Origin of the sequence: Moorena sp. SIO3A2, from assembly GCF_010672265.1 — a bacterium.
GTDB classification, from domain to species: Bacteria; Cyanobacteriota; Cyanobacteriia; order Cyanobacteriales; family Coleofasciculaceae; genus Moorena; species Moorena producens.
This window is the reverse complement of the sequence record NZ_JAAHHC010000058.1, coordinates 1-19,346: the sequence shown is the minus strand read 5'-3', so window position 1 is coordinate 19,346 and position 19,346 is coordinate 1. Positions and strand designations below refer to the sequence as shown.

Sequence of the window (19,346 nt, the reverse complement as noted above, 5' to 3'; positions counted from 1 at the left end):
CACTCCCTGGGAATCGGGAGTCGGGAGTCGTCAGAAGCGGGAGATGGGGAGATGGGGAGATTGTTATTAATCCTGTGTCCGAACAGTTAAAACTTGGGGGGGTGTCGAGTCTGGGGGATAGAGAAAATCGACTTGCACCAGCCGCTGGTCAAGGGGTGGCATCTGCAACCTAACTAGGGTATCCCCCTGCTCACCACGCCGTTGTACCAAATGCACATAGCGCGTCCGAGGTAAACCTTGATCATCCTTATAGCTCAATTGCACTGTCCCCCGGAAAAATATTTGCTTAGCTGGAGCCTTTAAAAACCTTAATCCTCCCTGGATTTGATCTTGTTTAATCGGTGTCTCAATAGCCAGGGTGACCGTTTGAGTATCCCCGGTGGGATTAATCAGTGGCAAGGTCAGGCTGTATTGCACCCCATAATTACCATGGGCAAAATAGGCGGTATCTGGATAACGGACTAACATCGGCGCACTCTGAATTTGACCAGTACCTAACCTGCCATGATGGAGGGTACTCAGTCCGTAGGAAAAGGCTTTTCCCGGTTGCGGAATAGTTAGAGATTGAGCAGTAGGATTATCCACTAACTGAGCTTGCCATCTAGAGCCTCGGGCTACTCCTGCCACTCGACCGTAGATAATTGAACCAGTAGTAGCAATTGGATCACTCGGGGCGCGATCGCGTGGTCCAGCTAACTCCCCTTGCTCTAATAAATGCTGCCATTGAGCTATAGTAGGAGAGCGTTCATTCCCATCAGTATCTAAAGGTGCATACTGGGCAAGACTAGCGGCGTATACCTTTCCATCACTGTATAACCGCATCAAAGTTGAGCGACCATTAATAGGTGGTGTCAAGGTTCGCACTGGAATTGGGAGATTCAGCAACATGCGACTTTGCTGAGCCTGAATCACCAATTGGGCAGGAAATCCGTCTTGCCTACCTCCACGCAGGATATCACTCATCACTCGGCTACCAGGCCCAGCATAAACTCTACCGGCAGAATTATCTACTTGGGAGGGCAATTCGATAAATGGTGCATCAGGCTGACTCAGGTAACTAGCTGCCTCAATAATATCTACTGTTACTGGTTCTTTGCCTGGATTGTGGAGGATAATCCCCAGATAGAGGGTGCGCAAATCGTCTCGGGTGGCTGCTTTAGCAACATGGTGGGCAAAGATATCAAAGCGCCCCTGAAATGGAAAGTTTAAGTGAGCCCCTGGGTTGGCTTTGTCAGAAGGGGGAAATGTGGACAGTAAAATTCCTTCAGTCTGTACTAGTTCGGGACTGTTGCTGTTGAATACGGGTACATTATCTAGTTGTCCTGGTAGAGGGCGTATTTCTTGGAGTTGCACGATTTCTACTTGAGGTGTTGGTACTGGGGTGGCTTGAGCCAGGGTGAAATTTAGTAAAAATGGCAGCATGGATTTAGGGGTTTTAGTTAAACCAAAAGTGGTTAAACCATAAAGACGCGAACAGGCAAAGATTTGGATCAGGGTGCCATCTGCTAAGTTCAGAAACTCTGTTAGTTACAGGTTTTTAGTCACAGGTGTTGGCTAACTGGGAATTCTGAGTTTTAGTGATGTCAGCTGGAATTTTCCAGTATGGCATGGGAATATATTGAATCTATAACTATGACTTTTCTTTACCACCAAGTTTCCCTTGCCCAACTTTCCACCAAGGCACGTTCTGATCGCACACGCTGGCAGTCAGGAACTGAATTAGCTATGGTTACCTATGGGGAAGTGTCTCTTGGTTTTATTGTCCCTCTGGAAATTCTAACTGCTTTGCCCACTGAGGCGGTTGCTGGAATGCCCCTAAAAGAACTACAGCGTTGGCTGTTTAGAAATCGGCAAGGATGGCTGGAAGGGATTATGGATGCTTTGACTCTCACTTACAAGAAACAGGAGGTACTGGGGTTGCTCCACCCTCGCTACTCAAATCAGTTATCAGAGCTAGTCAAAAGTAGACAATCGGCTTAAACCAGTGAGTATTTCAAGAAAATCCCACGTGAGCATCAAAACGCGAACGGAACAACGAACCGCTTCGCGTTCGCTCTTAGCGGAAGCTGAGGCCTTTGGCCACGCTACGCGAACGCTTCATCGCGTAGCAGCGACAGCCGCGATAATCGCATTTTTAGGTATTGCCTATTTGTGGTATTATATCACAATTTATGACCAATTTATGACCAATTTATGACTTCCCTCTTCCAGTTTATTCCCCCTGTTAATCCTTTTGAACTAGTTATTTGAACTAGTTATTTGAACTAGTTATTTGAACTAGTTATCATAGTCAGCCAAATACCCATGTTTAAGGAGGTAAAAAGGACTCCATAGACTACTAATAAACAACTCCATTTGGCAAGCTGCAATTAAATCAGACTGGATAGAACCACCATGCTTGAGCCAGTGAAAGGTAATTTTGCGCAAATCGTTGGTCATATAAGCCACAGTTGCCAATGGTCTTAGCCAAGGTTTTACACTCAACATCCGGGTCACATGACGACTTAAACCAATCCCACGGAAAAATGGAATTAAATACTCACGTCTCAGACGCCAGCTAGGGATTTTGTGCTCAATTTCCATAGCAGGATTGTACCAGATTTCCCAGCCCTTAGCTTGGATACGAGACAACATCTCTAAATCTTCCCCAGTTAACATACTGCTCTTAGTGCGCCCAGTCAAAATAGGCCGAGAGGGCATACTCTCTAACCAAGCTTGTTTTCGCACAACCAACCCAGCTGAAGGTGGTAGTAATTTTTTGTGCGGTTCATAAAGTAATGGCTCACAGCCACGTTCAGTGATTGCTAAAAATGGCGCAAGTTTATCAAAATTTGGCGGAGGAGTGACTTCAAAAACACCATGGATTTGACTACCATAAGCACCAGAAGTAGGGTGAGATTTGCCAAAGGCGTAAGCAGCAGCTATCCAAGACATTGATGGAATCGTGTCATCGTCTAGGAAACCCACTAGTTCACCTCTGGCTTCCTGAATGGCACGGCATCTGGCATAAGCTGCCCCTTGTTTCGCTTCAAAACAATACCTCAACGGATATTGCCTTGGCCAATTGGCTTGATAAGCGTGAACAAGCTTAGCGGTGCCGTCAGTGCTGTTGTTGTCAATAACAATAACTTCCCAGCTGAGTTGGTCTTGCTGGCAACAGTCTCGCAGTCGGTCTAAGACTTCTGGTAGACGGTTCTGACCGTTGTATGTGGGGATGGCAACAGTTAACTTAATAACCATAGTTTTTTTCTGAATGTAGAAAAATAACCCTAACTAATTATTGAGAATATTCCCAAGTGTTAAGCAACATTATCTCTCTCTGAGGATATAAATTGTTATTGGTTTAGGCAATTTAACCGATACTTTAAGCGGAAAGCTTACACGCTACGCGCGCCCTTGGGTTTGCTTTCCGCAAACAGCTATCAGCCCCTCAGCCCCTCCAGCGAAGGAGCTTACCTTCAACAGCTAACCCAAAAGTTCAGTTTATGCCTGTACGAAGTATCTATTGATAAATGCTATAGCAAAGGGAGCAGGGAGCAGGGAGCAGGGAGTAGGGAGTAGGGACTGCATCAAGACAGACTACATAATTTTATGGCATAAAACTATGATTTAATTGCCAATTAACTGAGAAATAATTTATTCTGACACCAAGTTGCGGTCAAACGTACAACTTTCTCTTCTCCCAATCTCCCAATTTCCCAATCTCCCTATCTCCCTATCTCCCTATCTCCCTATCCAACCAATCTACTATCTTTGAATGCAACTCGGTATGACTCTTGACTCGAAGCTCCTGAATCCTGGATAAAGTTAGTTATCTCGAACTCAGGTTACTAGTAAGCACCTTTTTTTTGTAAAAGCACTATGGCAGTTTTTACTAAAATCTTCAAATCTAGCCATAGTGACCAATTTTCCATGTAAAAAGTATCTAGACGTACCACTTCTTCAAAAGAAGTAATATCGGAACGACCCGACACTTGCCAAAGTCCGGTTATTCCCGGTAAAACTGCATGACGTATAAAGTGTTGTTCAGAGAATTTATTGACATCTCTGATTGGCAAGGGCCTAGGACCAACTAAACTCATTTCTCCAAAGAGAACGTTAAATAATTGGGGAAGTTCATCTAGGCTATAGCGGCGGATGAATTTTCCTACTTTAGTAATCCGTGGATCATCTTTTATCTTAAAGAGAACACCATCTTTCATTTCATTACGAGCTTCTAGATCTTTGAGGCGTTGGTCAGCATCCACAAACATACTGCGAAATTTCCAAGCCTTAAATCGTTTATTATGTAACCCCACTCTTTCCTGTTTGTAAAATATCGGTCCTGGCGAATCAAGCTTGACTAAAACGGAAATACTAACAAACAGTGGCAAAAGCACAATCATTACTAATACAGAAAGCACAAAATCAAAACATCTTTTTGCCCAAAAGTCAATACCAGTAATTAGAGGGGGAGAAAACCGTATGGTAGGTACACTAGCAATACTAGACATCTCCAAGTTTTGGTAAATAGGTCCTAATTCTGTACACAAAATTCGCAAGGTTATACCTGCGTTTCTGAGACTCCAGTAAAAGAACATATAATCTTTTACCTTGTTCCAAGAGCAAACAAAGACTTCGGCTACCTCTAGAGCACTAATTTCTTTAATAAAATCGGATATGTTCGATTTATCTAACAAATTAACATCGAAGAATTTAATAATGCCATAACAATCTTCGTTCCCCAGTAGTTGAATTGCTTTTTGTTGTTGATCTGGTGAACAGATTATCAGGGTTGGATAGCGAAGTAAACCTTTTTTGCGAAGCCGTTTCAGAATAAAATCTATTCCTAAGCGTCCGATGCAGACAAGAGCGAGGCTTAATAGCCACAACAAACTATAAATTGGTTGAATCACAAATTGATCGGGCTGATACAGGCAAGCAATAACGAGTAGACTAATCTGGGAAAAAGTGATTGTCTGGGCTAGAGCTAAGTAGTCACGGCGTTTGTTACCAGAATTATAAAGGTCTTGTAAAGCAAGCAATAAAATTTCCCAGGGTATGACTACATAAACTAGTATTGCTTGATTGACTATTCCCCAATCATTATTTATGTGATTACCAAAATTAACGGCAATTAAGCATGCCATCAATAGCATGAATACATCAGTGACAACTAATGTAACGATGCGAAGCCATACAGCATAGGTATTGCGACGAAGTTTGGCAAAAACAGGATCACGTATATCAAATCTATAGGTTTCAGTTAAGGGCAGTTCCATGACAACTCCATTAATTAATATCCGATGAAAACCAAATTATTATAAATAATACTCAATGGTATTTAATGCTAACTACTTGGATTTAATACTTATAAAAAAATGCTAATTCTTAGAACATATTATTATAATTTAATAAAAAAACACTAAATAAATTTTAACTACGGCGGTTTGCATAACTATCAGGTACACAGGATTGTTTTCCCTCTTCCCTCTTAGCTGCTCCCTGCTCCCTGCTCCCTGCTCCCTGCTCCCTGCTCCCTGCTCCCTAAAAAACCATAATTTTGTACCTAATTGAATTGCAAACCGCTGTATGACCCTTATCCATCAATTTAAGCAAATCGGCCATTTTTTTGATTCAATACAGAGATTTTTTGCGAGGAACCAGCGATAACCGCAAAAATAAAAATATCAACGATTATCTATACAAATAAATAGGCACAAAACCGGATGGTTTTGAAAAATGGTTAGACTTCCTATCTAAGTATAAAAATGCCGTACACTGAATTTTGTTTGATGCTTGACTAAACCAGTGTTTCAAAAGTCTACCTCATACTAAACCATGGGGCTAGACAAACTAATTCACCTGCGCATCCTCATAAAATTTGAGAACTTATAACCTGCGCAATTAGGCTAAATTTGTAAAATTTTTAACTTTAAAGACACCCTCTAAGGTGGAATGCTCCCTACTTATATCTATGCTAAACTACTGCATTAGTGGCGATGCATGTAATCAAATGTGAGGCTCCCTATTTGGGAAGGATGTTTGCCTAAAAAACTATCATCAAAAAAAATCACAAACATCCTTATCGGTTCGTCAAAAAAAAGCAACTACCAACTTTGTAGCGCAAAATTTTATTTACGTCAACACTATTTTATTCTTTAAAGAATTGTATTAATCGATAATTTTGAACTTTCTGTGGAGAATATGTGAAATTTTGGCTGAGAGGTTATTTACGGTAAATTCACTACAGCCACAAATAAATTTTTGAGTTAACGTGGTGATGATTCACTCCCATGCAAACTGGGAAGTTTGCATGGGAGATTTTCTCGGGAAGCAATATCTACCAAAATTGCCCACATTACATTACAGGAAAAGGAAAAAATGACGGAACCAAAGAGAGCGCTAATCACTGGAATTACAGGTCAAGACGGTTCCTACTTGAGTGAGTTGTTGCTAGAAAAGGGCTATGAGGTTCACGGCATTATCCGAAGGACCTCCACCTTCAACACAGATCGCATCGACCACATCTATGTAGACCCCCACAATGAAAACGCACGGTTCTTCCTACACTACGGTGACTTGACTGATGGTGTGACCCTACGCCGGATCTTAGAGGCGGTTCAGCCATTGGAAATTTATAACTTAGGGGCTCAATCCCATGTTCGGGTCAGTTTTGACTCCCCAGAATATACCGTTGACTCGGTGGGAATGGGTACTCTCCGACTCTTGGAGGCGATTCGAGACTATCGTCAGCGCACCGGTATCGACGTGCGTTTCTATCAAGCTGGTTCTTCTGAGATGTTTGGGAAGGTACAGGAGATACCCCAAAAGGAAACTACTCCATTTTATCCCCGCTCTCCCTATGCCTGTGCTAAAGTGTATGCTCACTGGCAAACTATAAACTATCGTGAATCCTATGGCATGTTTGCCTGCAATGGTATACTATTCAACCACGAATCACCCCGTCGAGGGGAAACCTTTGTAACCCGCAAGATTACCCGAGCAATTGCCCGAATTGTCGGAGGTCAGCAGAAAAAACTCTACCTGGGTAATCTTGATTCTAAGCGAGACTGGGGTTACGCTAAGGACTATGTCAAGGCAATGTGGATGATGCTCCAGCAAGACAAACCAGATGATTATGTGGTAGCTACTGGTGAAACCCACTCGGTTCAGGAATTTTTAGATATTGCCTTCAAATATGTCAATCTGGATTGGCATGATTATGTGGAGTTTGACAAGCGTTATTTGCGTCCTGCTGAGGTAGATCTACTTATTGGTGACCCCACCAAGGCAAAGAAGAAGCTGGGTTGGGAGCCATCTGTAACCTTTGAGCAGTTGGTAGCCTTAATGGTAGAAGCGGATTTACAAGCCTTGGGTCTGTCGCTCCCTAACGGCAAAAGTACTCAACCTTTGAATGATCAAGCCTATATCCGTCAAGGCTTAGCTACGATGGTTGACTAATCCGTTAGTTTATGACTGATTATGAAGGTAGCATCGGTGATGCAAGCCAATACATCTGACCCACAAATCCGGATCGATAGGATTTGTGTTGAATAATGACTCAGTATATTCCTGCTTGCATTGCGATGTACCAGACGGTGATAGTTCTCCAAAAGCTAGGCAAGGATGACAAATAAATGGTAAGTTTAGATCTTAGTAATAAGAGAATTCTAGTTACTGGTGGAGCTGGATTTCTAGGGCGTCAGGTAGTTGATCAGTTGTGTAAAGCTGGAGCGGATGCACAGAAGATTACTATTCCGCGATCGCGTGATTATGACCTGCGTTCTTTAGAGAACTGTCAAAGAGCTGTGGTTCAGCAGGATATCATCATTCATCTTGCTGCTCACGTTGGTGGCATTGGTCTTAATCGAGAAAAGCCAGGTGAGCTATTCTATGACAATTTAATGATGGGTACTCAGATAATTCATGCTGCCTATGAAGCTGGTGTGGAAAAATTTGTCTGTGTTGGTAGCATCTGTGCCTATCCCAAATTCACACCAGTACCCTTTAAAGAGGATAACCTCTGGGATGGTTATCCCGAAGAAACCAATGCCCCTTATGGGGTTGCTAAGAAAGCTCTTTTAGTCCAGCTACAAGCCTATCGGCAACAGTACGGATTCAATGGCATCTACCTGTTACCGGTGAACTTGTATGGTCCGGAAGATAATTTCGACCCCAGCAGTTCCCACGTAATCCCTGCCCTAATTCGTAAAGTCTATGAAGCCCAACAAAAGGGAGAAATGAAATTGCCTGCCTGGGGTGATGGTAGTCCTACCCGTGAGTTTCTCTACTCAACTGATGCAGCACGGGGTATTGTGATGGCTACCACGGATTACAATCAACCAGAGCCAGTTAATTTGGGTACAGGCTATGAAATCTCAATTCGCGATTTAGTTGAGTTGATTTGCGAATTGATGGAATTTAAGGGAGAAATTGTCTGGGAAACTGATCAACCCAATGGTCAGCCTCGCCGTTGTCTGGATATTCAACGAGCGAAGGAGGAGTTTAACTTCACTGCTCAGATGGAGTTTAAGCAGGGGTTGAAGAATACTATCGACTGGTATCGACAACACGCTAGCTAAATCTACCCAAACCCATTTTAGGTAGGGGCGAAGTATTTGTACCTGGATATGTAGCTTAAACAGTAGCTCCAAGAGTGCCAGTTTGTATACAAATACTTCGCCCTCTAAGGGGAAAGCCAGACAGACTTTAGTAGAAGAGTAATCAAAAGACAATTTATATCCTGTCTGGAAGCATTAAGAGTGTAAGGTTTGGTAATTAGTAATGGGCAACGGGGAATTGTGATGACTACCAAACTATTACCCATTACCATAAAAACTTATAAAATTAACACTAAAACCAAATATACATGATAGTAAAATTTTTTTTTATTCTTGTTAACAACTCTAACTTAATCAACTATAATCAACCAACATCCTAATTTGTTTTAATTTATATAGCATCTAACTATAGATAGATTTATAAAAAAAATACCTAGCTTCTGACGGTGAAAAAAGGGTGAGTAATCTACTAATTTTTTTTTGCAGTGAGTATTAAACTTTTTTCCTGAGCAATTATGGAAGCTATAGACTATTCAGAAGAAATAGATTTTCAGAAATACTGGCTAGTTCTCAAACGGCGCTTTTTGCCAGCTACCCTAGCCTTTGGTGGTGTTCTCGGTCTTGCTGCATGGTATGCCTCCTCTCAAAAAACTGTTTATTTAGCAGCAGCTCAACTGCTGTTAAAGACAGATAATTCCTCTTCTCTGACCGGGTTGGATAATCCAACTGGCACGATTGATAATGTGGCTCGCCAGAGCGACCCCTTATCTACGGAAGTAGAAATTATTCGTTCCAGACCAATTATAGAAAAAACCATCAGAGCTCTCAACCTCAGGGATGAAAACGGTGAATTTTACCCTCCTGGGGTCATTTTAGGAGGACTGAGTGTCAAACCAATTTTGGGGACAGACATCCTAACCATTTCCTATCAATCCCCTGATGCTAATTGGGCAGAAAAGATCGTTAACACACTGATTAGGGTTTACATAGAGAATGATATCCAAACTAACCGAGCGGAAGCTGTCGCCGCTCGTGACTTTATTGAGAAACAACTCCCAAAAGTTGAAGCTACTGTCAGCCAAGCAGAAGCGGATTTGCGTAGATTCAAAGAAGCTAATAAAATATTAGATCTGCAACAAGAAGCTAGCATTGCAGTCGGGTCGATTGCCAAATTAGACGACGAAATTTCTCAACTTCAGGCTCAGTTAGCACAGATAAATGCTCAGTCTGAGGGCTTGCGCAATAAGATCGGTCTGGATACACAGCAAGCTGTCGCAGCTACGTCTTTAAACCAGTCTACTGGGGTGCAGGAGGCACTTAGACAACTCCAAGAGGTACAAGCTCAGTTAGCAGTCGAGCGCACCCGCTTCAACGATGAATACCCGACAGTGGCTAAGTTGGCTCTTCAGGAAGCTGCACTATTAGAACTACTACAAGAGCGAATAGCACAGGTCATTGGTAGCCAACAACCAGCGCCACCGGTTAATAGTTTGTTAGAGTTTGGACCGATCCAGCAACAACTGACTGCAGAACTGGTTCAGTCCGAGGTACAGCGTTTAGGGCTGACTAGCCAGCTAGCTGTTCTGACCAATACTCAGTCGGCTTACAAACAGCGGTCTAGAGTCCTACCGAGACTAGAGCAGAATCAGCGGGAACTGGAGCGACGGGTAGCTGCTGCACAAGCAACTTACCAAATTTTGTTAAGCAAACTACAAGAAACCCGAGTTGCGGAAAATCAAAATGTAGGTAATGCCCGTGTTATTTCAGAGGCTATCGTTCCTGAAAACCCGATTCCGATCCCAACCAACCTGATCCTGGCAGGGGGAGCCTTTGCTGGTATCTTAGTTGCGATCGCTACGGCTTTCTTGCTCGACCTCTTAGACAGATCGGTTCATACGCTCAAAGAGTTAAAAGAGTTGTTCAGATATACGTTGTTAGGGGTTATTCCAGACTACGGCAAGCTGGTCAGTACAAGCTATTTTGGTGGATTTTCTCAACAGAATGTTTTCCCCATTTTTCCGAGAGATTTGCCCCGCTCTGTCATCGGTGAAGCCTATCAAATTCTGCAAGCCAATCTGAAATTTATCAGTTCTGATCGACCACTGCAATCGATTGTAGTAACCAGTTGTGTTCCTAAGGAAGGCAAGTCTCATGTCTGTGCTAATTTAGCTGCAGCTATGGCTCAAGTAGGACGTCGGGTGTTACTAATCGATGCTGATCTGCGTTATCCATCTCAACATCATCTGTGGGAACTAACTAACTCAGTGGGTTTAAGTAATATTCTCGTGGGTGAGGCTCAATTTGATCAGGCTAAACAGGAAGTAATGACTGGTCTTGATGTTCTGATGGCTGGGGTCATCCCTCCAAATCCTGTGGCTCTTCTGGACTCTCAGAAGATGGCTTCACTGATGGAGAAGTTCTCACAAGAGTATGACTGCGTTATCTTAGATACTCCAGCATTAGCTGGTATGGCTGATGCCCCAATTTTGGGCAAAATGGCTGACGGCATTTTGCTGGTGGCCCGACCTGAAAAGGTAGATTCTGCAAGCGCTAATGCGGCTAAGGAAATTCTCAACAGCTCAGGTCAAAATGTTCTGGGGTTAGTTACCAATGGTGTAATCTTCAAAAACGAACCTAACGGCTATATCTACCACAACAGGGAAAACTATACTCCGCCAGATGTCAGTCAAGAAAAGGCTGAATGTAATCAGCCGTAAAACCTTGCACGCTGTGAATCTATTATCCAGAAGCTGCGCTGCCAGAACGTTGGTGGCGCATTCTGATCATAATTCCTAAGGTTATTTGCTTCATCATCCAGTAAAATACTGTCAGCACCACGAATGTTACGGCCATCACTAGTAGTGGACCTTTCGAGGTTAAATCATTAATCATGCCCTTAGCTAAGGTATTGGGTTGAGCAACCAAGTCCCAGCTGTTGAACCGTTGGAATCGTCCTAGATAAATACCAAAGGCGCACAGAGCATGAGTAATTAACTCAGCTGAGGAGATCAACTTTCCTAACCTTCGCCGCTGCAAATACTCACCTAGGTTCATCACAGATAGAACGTAAGCTTCAAAACCGGTTAGGATAACTAGCAGATGTTGGGGAATAACAACTAGAGTAATTGTCCATACTGAGTAATTCCTGCGAATGGCTTGAATTAGATGAATCACATCGGTGAGCAGATAGGGCGCATTGGGCAAAAATAGGATAAAAACTGCTAAACCTATCCACCATAATCCGGAGTGTAAGCCAGATTTACTGCGGAATAGCCAAAAACTTAGAGCTAATGGTATTGATGCTAGAAACAAATTCCAAGCCATCCAGTCATTGTTGCTATGCCAAGCTTTCCATACCTCAGTTAGTAATGTGTCCATAGACATGATTAGTGAACCTTTGCTCTAGGGTAGATTAGCCTTCTTAAGTGGTATTGAATTTAATCCTTATCCTAACTCATCCGTTCAGCCTTGAGCTTTGAGCTTGAGCTTTCATAGGTCATACTTCATACTTCAGCCTTAATAAGCGGTTGACGGTTGACGGTTGACGGTTGAAAGTTGAAAGTTGAAAGTTGAAAGTTTAAGGTTTAAAGTTGGAAGCCCTTGAAGCTCATAGCAATTCTGCCTCATTACCCTAGAAGGGATATGATAATCAGTCAACTGGATTTGAGATAACCATGCCTCAGAATCGGATTATTACTCTCCTGAGTGATTTTGGCTTACAAGATGTTTATGTGGGTGTGATGAAGGGTGTCATTGCCCAAGTTAACCCAACTTTGACTATAGTAGACCTGACTCACCAAATCCCCCCTCAAAACCTAGCCGCTGCTCGGTTTAATTTGCTCAATGCCTATCCCTACTTTCCAGCAGGGACAGTTCATGTGGCGGTGGTTGATCCAGGAGTCGGCAGTCACCGCAGAGCGATCGCTATCCAACTCTCACAGGGTTTCTTGGTCGGTCCAGATAATGGGCTATTCAGTGGAGTTTTAGAGCAATACCCACTCATGGCAGCAGTTGAGCTAAGCAACTCAGACTACTGGCGCACTAGAAATCCTAGCACTACGTTTCATGGTCGAGATATCTTTGCCAGTGTTGGAGCTCACTTGGCTAGTGGCTTACCAATCGAAAGGTTGGGAGAGGTAATTGAGCCAAACACTTTGGTAACACTAGATATGCCAATAAAAAGACTAACCGATGATGGGATTATTGGTTCTATCCAATATGTTGACCATTTTGGTAATTTAATCACCAATATCCCAGGAGCTGAGGTTGATGGCAAAATTTGGTTGGTTAAGATAAGCGATCGCATTATCCCCCATACTCAAACCTACAGCAATTGCCAACTTGGAGAGTACGTTGCCCTAATTGGTAGTCATGGTTGGGTGGAAATCGCTGTTAACGGTGGGAGCGCTAAGTCTCAATTACAGCTGGATTGGGGAGATACAGTGGAATTAAGCATTAAAAATTAGAATGTTAATAGTACCGAGTTCCTTTCCAGGATATTATGACCACATCACTACAACCATCTGAACCGGTAGTTTACCAAGGTCAGTTTGGGGAATTTACCATTACCGAAAGCGATCGCATTGGCGTAGTTATCTACCGTGCTGGCTTAGTGGTAGCAGCCTTGAGCTTTGCGATCGCGAGTAATTTAATTCTATTGCGGGGAGCTAGCCCAAGTATTTTAAATGTCCTGACTCCTCTTTATGGCTTATTCTGCCTTGCCCTAGGGGTTAGCTTAGTCACAATTCATATTTATCTAGCCCCCCTGCACCGCCTACTACAAATCTTTTGGGGCATTGGTTGCATTTCCGCCATTGTACTGGCATTTTCCAGCAATGAGCCCCTTGCTCTATACATTTATAACCATCCTATTTCTCTATTCGGAATTGGTTTTACCTTTGCAGCGTTAACCGGAATTTATTTCAAGGAAGCATTTTGCTTTAATCGCTTGGAAACTAAATTCCTAACTCCCCTAGTACCCATGCTGTTACTGGGACATATCGTTGGATTTTGGTCTACAGATTGGGAGATGATTCTATTAGGACTATGGGCGGTTTTGTTTATGGTGTTTGCCCTGCGTAAACTATTGCAACCGATTCCCGATGATATTGGTGATAAGTCGGTTTTTGAGTATCTCAAAAAGAAGCGTCTGTAAGCTAATAGCTAATAGCTATCAGCTATCAGCTATCAGCTATCAGCTATCAGCTATCAGCTATCAGCTATCAGCTATCAGCCATTGGCCTAAGGCCACGCTACACCGAACCGCTTTTGGATAAAATTAAGCACCTCAAGCAGCGTGAGCCTTAGGCTCACGGCTGACCGCTTGACCGCACCTCAAGTAGCGTGCCCGTAGCGCATATGCTTATGATCAGCTTTTCCCCAGACTTGAAATTCTCATTAATCTCGAACTCTTAAATTATACTGTTTGAGGTTTATTTTAACCTGACGGCTGACAGCTGACGGCTGACAGCTGACGGCTGAATGCTTACAAACCTGTAGAGAATTAATAAGCTGCTAGTCATTAGTCAATTACCAAAAAACAATACTATAAACGAAGGAAGCAAGGGGACTGACTATAATCCTTTTTTAAATAATCCGGACAGATGGGACTTTGATTGGTAAGTAATAGAAAAGTGAGATGCTCTAGACCTTATTAGTCATCAGTGATTATTAGTCATCAGTGATTAGGTGACCACGGTTTTCTATACCGTAGACTATACCGTACATTAGTGACCACAATATCATTTATTTGTGGTTACTAATGACTAGTGACTATTGACGAGATAATTTTTCATTAAAAGTCCCAATCATGCGTTTAGTATGTAGGCGAAAACAGTGGGTTTTAACGGTTCAAGGATGGTTTGTGAATACTTTTTTGATTATTACTTGCAGTCTTTTTATGTTAACTCATATCCACCCATTTTTATCGATTAAGTCTCCGATTAACGCTGATGCATTAGTAGTAGAAGGATGGCTACCGGACTATGCCTTAAAAGGTGCCATCGAAGAATTTTATCGGGGTAATTATCAAAAATTGATCACCACCGGCCCTCCTCTGCGTAAAGGATATTATCTGTCAGAGTATAAAACCTATGCTGAACTGACTGCGGCAACGTGTATCGCACTGGGTGTTGAGCCAGATAAACTAGTTGCTGTTCCAGCACCAGATGTTAATGTCAATCGTACGTTAGCATCGGCTCAGGCGTTACGGGAGTGGCTATTAACCTCAGATAAATCAATCAAGTCTATTAATCTTTATTCATTTGATGTTCATACTCGCAGAAGTTGGATGCTATTTAAGCAAGTTCTTGCTCCTGAGGTTAAAGTTGGAGCAATAGCCGCTAACTCCCTTGACTATGAAGCAAAACAGTGGTGGGTTTCTAGTCAAGGAGTGCGGTCAATCATGTCTGAAACAATCGCTTATCTCTATGCTCAAGTTGTAAGTTGGAAAGTTTGAAGATTGCCAAAACTGCTATAGCAGTTGTGAATTGGGTGAGGGAGTAGGGAGTAGGGAATAGGGAACAGGGAACAGCGGATCTGGGAACAGAAACATTTTTTAACCTTTACTTCGACTGCTATATTATTATTCATTCATGGTGCGATAGGTAGCTACTGCTGAAGGAGATATCCGATTCAGATAGCGGAAAATCCAATATTTGATAACCGAATCCAAGATAACTGGAAATGTGGCAATGAACAAAAATATAAACTCTCGACTTTCTGGTATTCCTAAATGTCGGGATACGGCTTCTAGGATTACTTCCCAACCGTGGGGAGAGTGGAATCCTACAAACATATCGGTAAACAAAATAATGATAAACGCTTTGGCACTATCACTAAGTCCATAGATAATATCATCCATAAAAGATTTTAAAATAATTATATCTCGTTTGCTGTTCATGATAACTAAGGCAAAAGCAACTAGAGCTATAATGTCAGCAAAAATATTTTTAATGGCATTGGACCCTTGATTATGATAGTCTTCTGCCAGTTCATTAGCTTTATGCTTAATCTCTTCTTTCATCTCCTCCTCAGATAGTTTAGGAGTAAATCCCAGTAAGCTTCTAAAGTGGAGTTCTTCTTCAAATTTTTTTAACTCTATCAGAGCTTCTTCTTCCATCTCATAATTTAAAAAAATAGCTGATTCCTGGCTACTTCTAAAGTGTTCAACTATGGGACTAACTAAAAACGTTTTAGAAATTTGCTGAGTTAAAATAGGAACAATAGTTAAAATTAGGATAAATTTAATAGAGATTACGGTTTTACGTTGAGACCGACGAAAGGTTTTGACAACTTTCTCTTCGGCTCGTGGATCGAGTTCCTGCTGAATTCTTTTTACTGTCCCTACAATTGACCTAGGTAATACACCGGTTTTATCGGTTATTTTTTTGGAGTTAGCTCCTTGATTATTTCGAGATGAATTGTTGTCTGATTCCAAATAAGCAGCTTCTCTAAGATTGGAATTTTGCTTGACAACTTCTCTTGGACTGGCGTTAGTAATCTGATTATCTGGCTTTTGGTCTATGGGAATCAAGGCTGCGGTGGATTTTTCGGGTTTTGGTGGATCATACTTGTTGATAATTTCATCAATAAAATTTAATTTTTCAATAAGTATTGACTGCTGATCGCTGAGGTCGATTGACTCAGATAACCGAGAATTTTCCCTAGCTTGTTGTTGACTAGTTTCGAGAGGATTAGATCCAGTTAATTCAGAATTTATTATAACAGAACGACTGGTTTTAAATTCTGCTAGTCTAAGGTTGATAGTCTTTATATATTTATTAATTTCTGCCTCAAAATAGGCAATAACGCTGTTACTATATTGACTGGTATCGGCGGAGATTTTTTTACCTCCAAAATATTCATCTTCAATCGCTTGAATTTTTAGTGCCGCTTTGTATGCCTGATCCAAGGCTCTCTCTGGTGTATTGAAGAACCATTGTCTAGCTGTGCGTAAGATTGTTTGAAGATTCATTCAATTCTTTAGGTTCATACTCTGAACATCTCAGGGGTGCGCTCTTGCACCTAATTATTCCTAGAACTCTTACATCCTAGTTCATGTGGTATGATAACAAATTACCTAAAGAAAAATTCCGTGGTTCAAAATTCACTGTGGATAATTGGCTCAACTCGCACTGGCAAAACAACTCGCCTTGTGAGTCAGTTTTACCAATGGGTTGAAGGAGGACTGGATTGGTCAAACCCAAAGTCGAGTTCAAGATATCAAAGAACCCCCTCAAAAGCCCCAGGAATTTTGGTGTTTGCGGCTAATGACGATAATCGGCGTGAGTTGGCGGATCGGCTGACAGAGGTAATCCGGGGACGGTATCCCGTACTTTCCAAGACACCTTTAGGTTTTTTTCAAGATGAGGTAATGCTATTTTGGCCCTTGTTAATTGGGCGATTGGACTTCAAGGCACAGTTTCCGTTGCGATTGCGTCCTGAGACTGAGCAGGACTTAGCCACCCAGCACTGGCGTACTGACCTGGATAATGATCTACTACAACTGCCAGGGGGGAATGATTACACTAGAGTTCGTCGGCTCCTGGACTTGTTACAATTAGCAGCAGTGAGTGGGATACCTGTTGAAGACATTCCCCACATGTTAACGGTCGGGATTCCAGAGGAGGAAGGAAACCCGGAACTTTGGTCAACTGTGGGAAAGCTTTTGCTAGAGTGGCGAAGCTGGTGTCTAGAAAGGGGATTATTAACCTACGGGATTATTGCTGAACTGTATTGGCGGTATTTGTTGCCAGACCCCACTTATCAGCAGTATTTGCAGCAGCGCTATCAGGCAGTGCTGGCGGATGATGTGGATGACTATCCCGCGATCGCTCGGGATTTATTTGAGACTCTACTCAATCAAGGGGCTGTGGGAGCTTTTAGCTTTAATCCTAATGGACAGGTACGCTTGGGACTTAATGCTGACCCGAATTATCTAGCGGATTTGGCATCCCGTTGCTTGGTGGAAATCTTACCGGATTTATCTGTTGATGCTTTTCGAGATGAATTGGCAAACACAGTAGTGGAATTAATTAGTAATTCCATGTTTATTGAAGGTCTACCTGAGTCTATCCAATCGATTCAAACTACCTCCCGCGCTCAACTGTTGCAGCAAACGGCTGGGGTGATAAGTCAAGCGGTCAAGTCTGGGCAAGTGCAGCCTGGTGAAATTGCGATCATTGCTCCAGGTCTAGATGCGATCGCACGCTACACCTTAACGGAAATCCTGACTAAGGAAGGCATTGCCGTAGAACCCCTCAACGACCAGCGTCCATTAATTAGCTCACCGATGATTCAGGGATTACTAACCCTACTAGCGCTAGTGTATCCTGGCTTGGGACGGTTAGTGAATCGAGATGCGATCGCACAAATGTTGGTAGTACTCAGTAGCCAACCACAAGTACAGGAGTTGAAGGGTGAAAGGTTGAATGTTGAAAGGTTGAAGGTTGAAAGGTTGAATGTTGAAAGGTTGAAGGTTGAGGGTTCAAATCTGCAACCGGCAACCCTAATTGATCCTGTCCGTGCTGGTTTATTAGCGGATCACTGCTATGCTCCTGATCCTGAGCAACCTCGTCTGTTACCAGTGGAGTCGTTTCCTCGTTGGGATAGGTTAGGGCATCAGGCAACAACTGCCTACTCAGAGATTTTCCAATGGTTAGAACTACAGCGGGAGCAACAACAACAGGGTCTGATTCCTTCGTGCCTGGTAGTTTTCGACCGCGCCATTCAGAAATTTTTGTGGCATGGTTCTAATCTCGCCTATGACCAGCTAGCAGCACTGCGGGAACTGATGGAAACTGCTCAACACTACTGGGAAGTGAATGGACGACTGGGGAAAGAGTTGAAGGTGAATGATTCGAGCCAAACCAACCAACAACCGTCTAACCGTCAGCGTTCCACCCAAACTATCGCCCAATTCATTCTGATGCTACGTCGTGGCACCGTTACTGCTAATCCCTATCCTGTCCGCCGCCTACCCACAGCTACCAATGCCGTCACCCTTGCTACTATTTTCCAATACCGTGCCGCTCGCCGCTGCCACCGTTGGCAGTTTTGGTTAGATGCAGGTTCTTCCCTCTGGCTTAGTGGTGGTGCAGCTACCCTTTTCGGAGCTCATATATTTCTAAAGGAATGGTCTGGACGTCCTTGGACAGAGGAAGATAAAGTCCAAGCTGATCAACAGCGATTAGAGCGAATTTTGCGAGATTTATTCGGTAGAGTTACAGAGCGGGTTTACTTGTGTCATAGCGAATTAGCGGTTAGTGGCACAGAGCAGAATGGTCCGCTATTGTCATTGATACATACGGCGATAAATACTGCTGTTTCTTAACAATTGCACTGGTATGTTTTTGTTAGAAGTATATGGCATGTTTGAGTTCAAGTTTGCCCAGGGTGAAGCAGCAAGGTAGATCGTTTAGGTATTAATTTACGTATTAAAAATTAAAAACCAGAGACCAAGCCCAAGACAAATATCCACAACATCAGGCTCACTGGTGCGCCAAAGAGAATCCCCACGATTGCCCACCCTCTTTGGTGAGCTTTGAAGTGTTCAATACTCCGCCAGCGACGACTTTTCCAAGCCCATTCATTGCCCTTGGCACCGAGCGCGATCGCCATAAACCAACCCAATTGAGGCACCCATGCTATCAGTCCAATCCAAACATTATTCGTCATATAGTTGTTTCAATTAAGGATAAGACGGTGATGAGGTAAAATGAAAAGGGTATATTTTCAATAACTGACAGCAATGCCATACAGTCTAGATTTCAGAAAAAAAGTAATAAACTATATAGAAAAAGG

The 19,346-nt window shown here is 42.7% G+C and carries 15 protein-coding genes and 1 pseudogene; 10 read left to right on the top strand and 6 right to left on the bottom strand.

Features of this window, described 5'->3' with window-relative positions:
• Positions 1 to 66 precede the first annotated feature (66 nt).
• Positions 67 to 1,422, bottom strand: a complete 1,356-nt coding sequence (locus tag F6K64_RS33175) for a DUF3370 domain-containing protein (RefSeq protein WP_287267601.1) — start codon at positions 1,420 to 1,422, stop codon at positions 67 to 69.
• 210 nt (positions 1,423 to 1,632) lie between these two features.
• Between F6K64_RS33175 and F6K64_RS33170 the strand changes: the two genes are divergently transcribed.
• Both F6K64_RS33170 and F6K64_RS33165 read left to right on the top strand, forming a co-directional pair.
• A complete protein-coding gene (locus F6K64_RS33170; protein ID WP_131826867.1) occupies positions 1,633 to 1,980 on the top strand; it encodes a hypothetical protein in 348 nt (115 codons plus the stop codon).
• Positions 1,981 to 1,984: 4 nt separating this feature from the next.
• Positions 1,985 to 2,197 carry a hypothetical protein gene (locus tag F6K64_RS33165; RefSeq protein ID WP_131826866.1) on the top strand — a complete coding sequence of 71 codons (213 nt, stop codon included), beginning with the start codon at positions 1,985 to 1,987 and terminating at the stop codon, positions 2,195 to 2,197.
• A gap of 80 nt (positions 2,198 to 2,277) precedes the next feature.
• Here F6K64_RS33165 and hpsE read toward each other — a convergent pair whose 3' ends face one another.
• Together hpsE and F6K64_RS33155 are read right to left on the bottom strand one after the other, a co-directional pair.
• Positions 2,278 to 3,240, bottom strand: a complete 963-nt coding sequence (gene hpsE / locus F6K64_RS33160) for a hormogonium polysaccharide biosynthesis glycosyltransferase HpsE (RefSeq protein WP_287267600.1) — start codon at positions 3,238 to 3,240, stop codon at positions 2,278 to 2,280.
• Between the two features lie 590 nt (positions 3,241 to 3,830).
• A complete protein-coding gene (locus F6K64_RS33155) occupies positions 3,831 to 5,261 on the bottom strand; it encodes a sugar transferase (protein WP_008189982.1) in 1,431 nt (476 codons plus the stop codon).
• 1,102 nt (positions 5,262 to 6,363) lie between these two features.
• Between F6K64_RS33155 and gmd the strand changes: the two genes are divergently transcribed.
• The 3 genes from gmd to F6K64_RS33140 all read left to right on the top strand — a co-directional run bounded on the left by gmd (position 6,364) and on the right by F6K64_RS33140 (position 11,260).
• A complete protein-coding gene (gene gmd / locus F6K64_RS33150) occupies positions 6,364 to 7,443 on the top strand; it encodes a GDP-mannose 4,6-dehydratase (RefSeq protein WP_044495291.1) in 1,080 nt (359 codons plus the stop codon).
• Between the two features lie 176 nt (positions 7,444 to 7,619).
• On the top strand, positions 7,620 to 8,564 hold the full coding sequence (locus F6K64_RS33145; protein WP_287267598.1) for a GDP-L-fucose synthase family protein: 945 nt from the start codon (positions 7,620 to 7,622) through the stop codon (positions 8,562 to 8,564).
• A gap of 494 nt (positions 8,565 to 9,058) precedes the next feature.
• Entirely contained in the window at positions 9,059 to 11,260 is a 2,202-nt protein-coding gene (locus tag F6K64_RS33140; protein ID WP_008189977.1) for a GumC family protein, read from the top strand.
• A gap of 22 nt (positions 11,261 to 11,282) precedes the next feature.
• Here F6K64_RS33140 and F6K64_RS33135 read toward each other — a convergent pair whose 3' ends face one another.
• On the bottom strand, positions 11,283 to 11,921 hold the full coding sequence (locus F6K64_RS33135; RefSeq protein WP_008189975.1) for a DUF1361 domain-containing protein: 639 nt from the start codon (positions 11,919 to 11,921) through the stop codon (positions 11,283 to 11,285).
• 296 nt (positions 11,922 to 12,217) lie between these two features.
• On the opposite strand from F6K64_RS33135, the gene F6K64_RS33130 reads away from it, so the two are divergent.
• The 4 genes from F6K64_RS33130 to F6K64_RS33115 all read left to right on the top strand — a co-directional run bounded on the left by F6K64_RS33130 (position 12,218) and on the right by F6K64_RS33115 (position 15,000).
• Positions 12,218 to 13,009, top strand: a complete 792-nt coding sequence (locus F6K64_RS33130) for an SAM hydrolase/SAM-dependent halogenase family protein (protein ID WP_287267596.1) — start codon at positions 12,218 to 12,220, stop codon at positions 13,007 to 13,009.
• Between the two features lie 35 nt (positions 13,010 to 13,044).
• Positions 13,045 to 13,698 carry a DUF2301 domain-containing membrane protein gene (locus F6K64_RS33125; RefSeq protein ID WP_008189970.1) on the top strand — a complete coding sequence of 218 codons (654 nt, stop codon included), beginning with the start codon at positions 13,045 to 13,047 and terminating at the stop codon, positions 13,696 to 13,698.
• Positions 13,670 to 13,819 carry a hypothetical protein gene (locus F6K64_RS33120; protein ID WP_287249853.1) on the top strand — a complete coding sequence of 50 codons (150 nt, stop codon included), beginning with the start codon at positions 13,670 to 13,672 and terminating at the stop codon, positions 13,817 to 13,819. The genes F6K64_RS33125 and F6K64_RS33120 overlap by 29 nt, the downstream gene beginning before the upstream one ends.
• Positions 13,820 to 14,442: 623 nt before the next feature.
• A complete protein-coding gene (locus F6K64_RS33115) occupies positions 14,443 to 15,000 on the top strand; it encodes an ElyC/SanA/YdcF family protein (protein WP_008189968.1) in 558 nt (185 codons plus the stop codon).
• Between the two features lie 126 nt (positions 15,001 to 15,126).
• Here F6K64_RS33115 and F6K64_RS33110 read toward each other — a convergent pair whose 3' ends face one another.
• Positions 15,127 to 16,518: a proton extrusion protein PcxA gene (locus tag F6K64_RS33110; RefSeq protein WP_008189967.1), complete on the bottom strand. Its 1,392-nt coding sequence runs from the start codon at positions 16,516 to 16,518 to the stop codon at positions 15,127 to 15,129.
• A 90-nt stretch (positions 16,519 to 16,608) separates the two neighbouring features.
• On the opposite strand from F6K64_RS33110, the gene F6K64_RS33105 reads away from it, so the two are divergent.
• Positions 16,609 to 18,876 carry a hypothetical protein gene (locus F6K64_RS33105; RefSeq protein ID WP_008189965.1) on the top strand — a complete coding sequence of 756 codons (2,268 nt, stop codon included), beginning with the start codon at positions 16,609 to 16,611 and terminating at the stop codon, positions 18,874 to 18,876.
• A 110-nt stretch (positions 18,877 to 18,986) separates the two neighbouring features.
• Here F6K64_RS33105 and F6K64_RS33100 read toward each other — a convergent pair.
• Positions 18,987 to 19,217 (bottom strand): annotated as a pseudogene (locus F6K64_RS33100) (serine/threonine protein kinase); the annotation flags it as partial.
• Positions 19,218 to 19,346 lie beyond the last annotated feature (129 nt).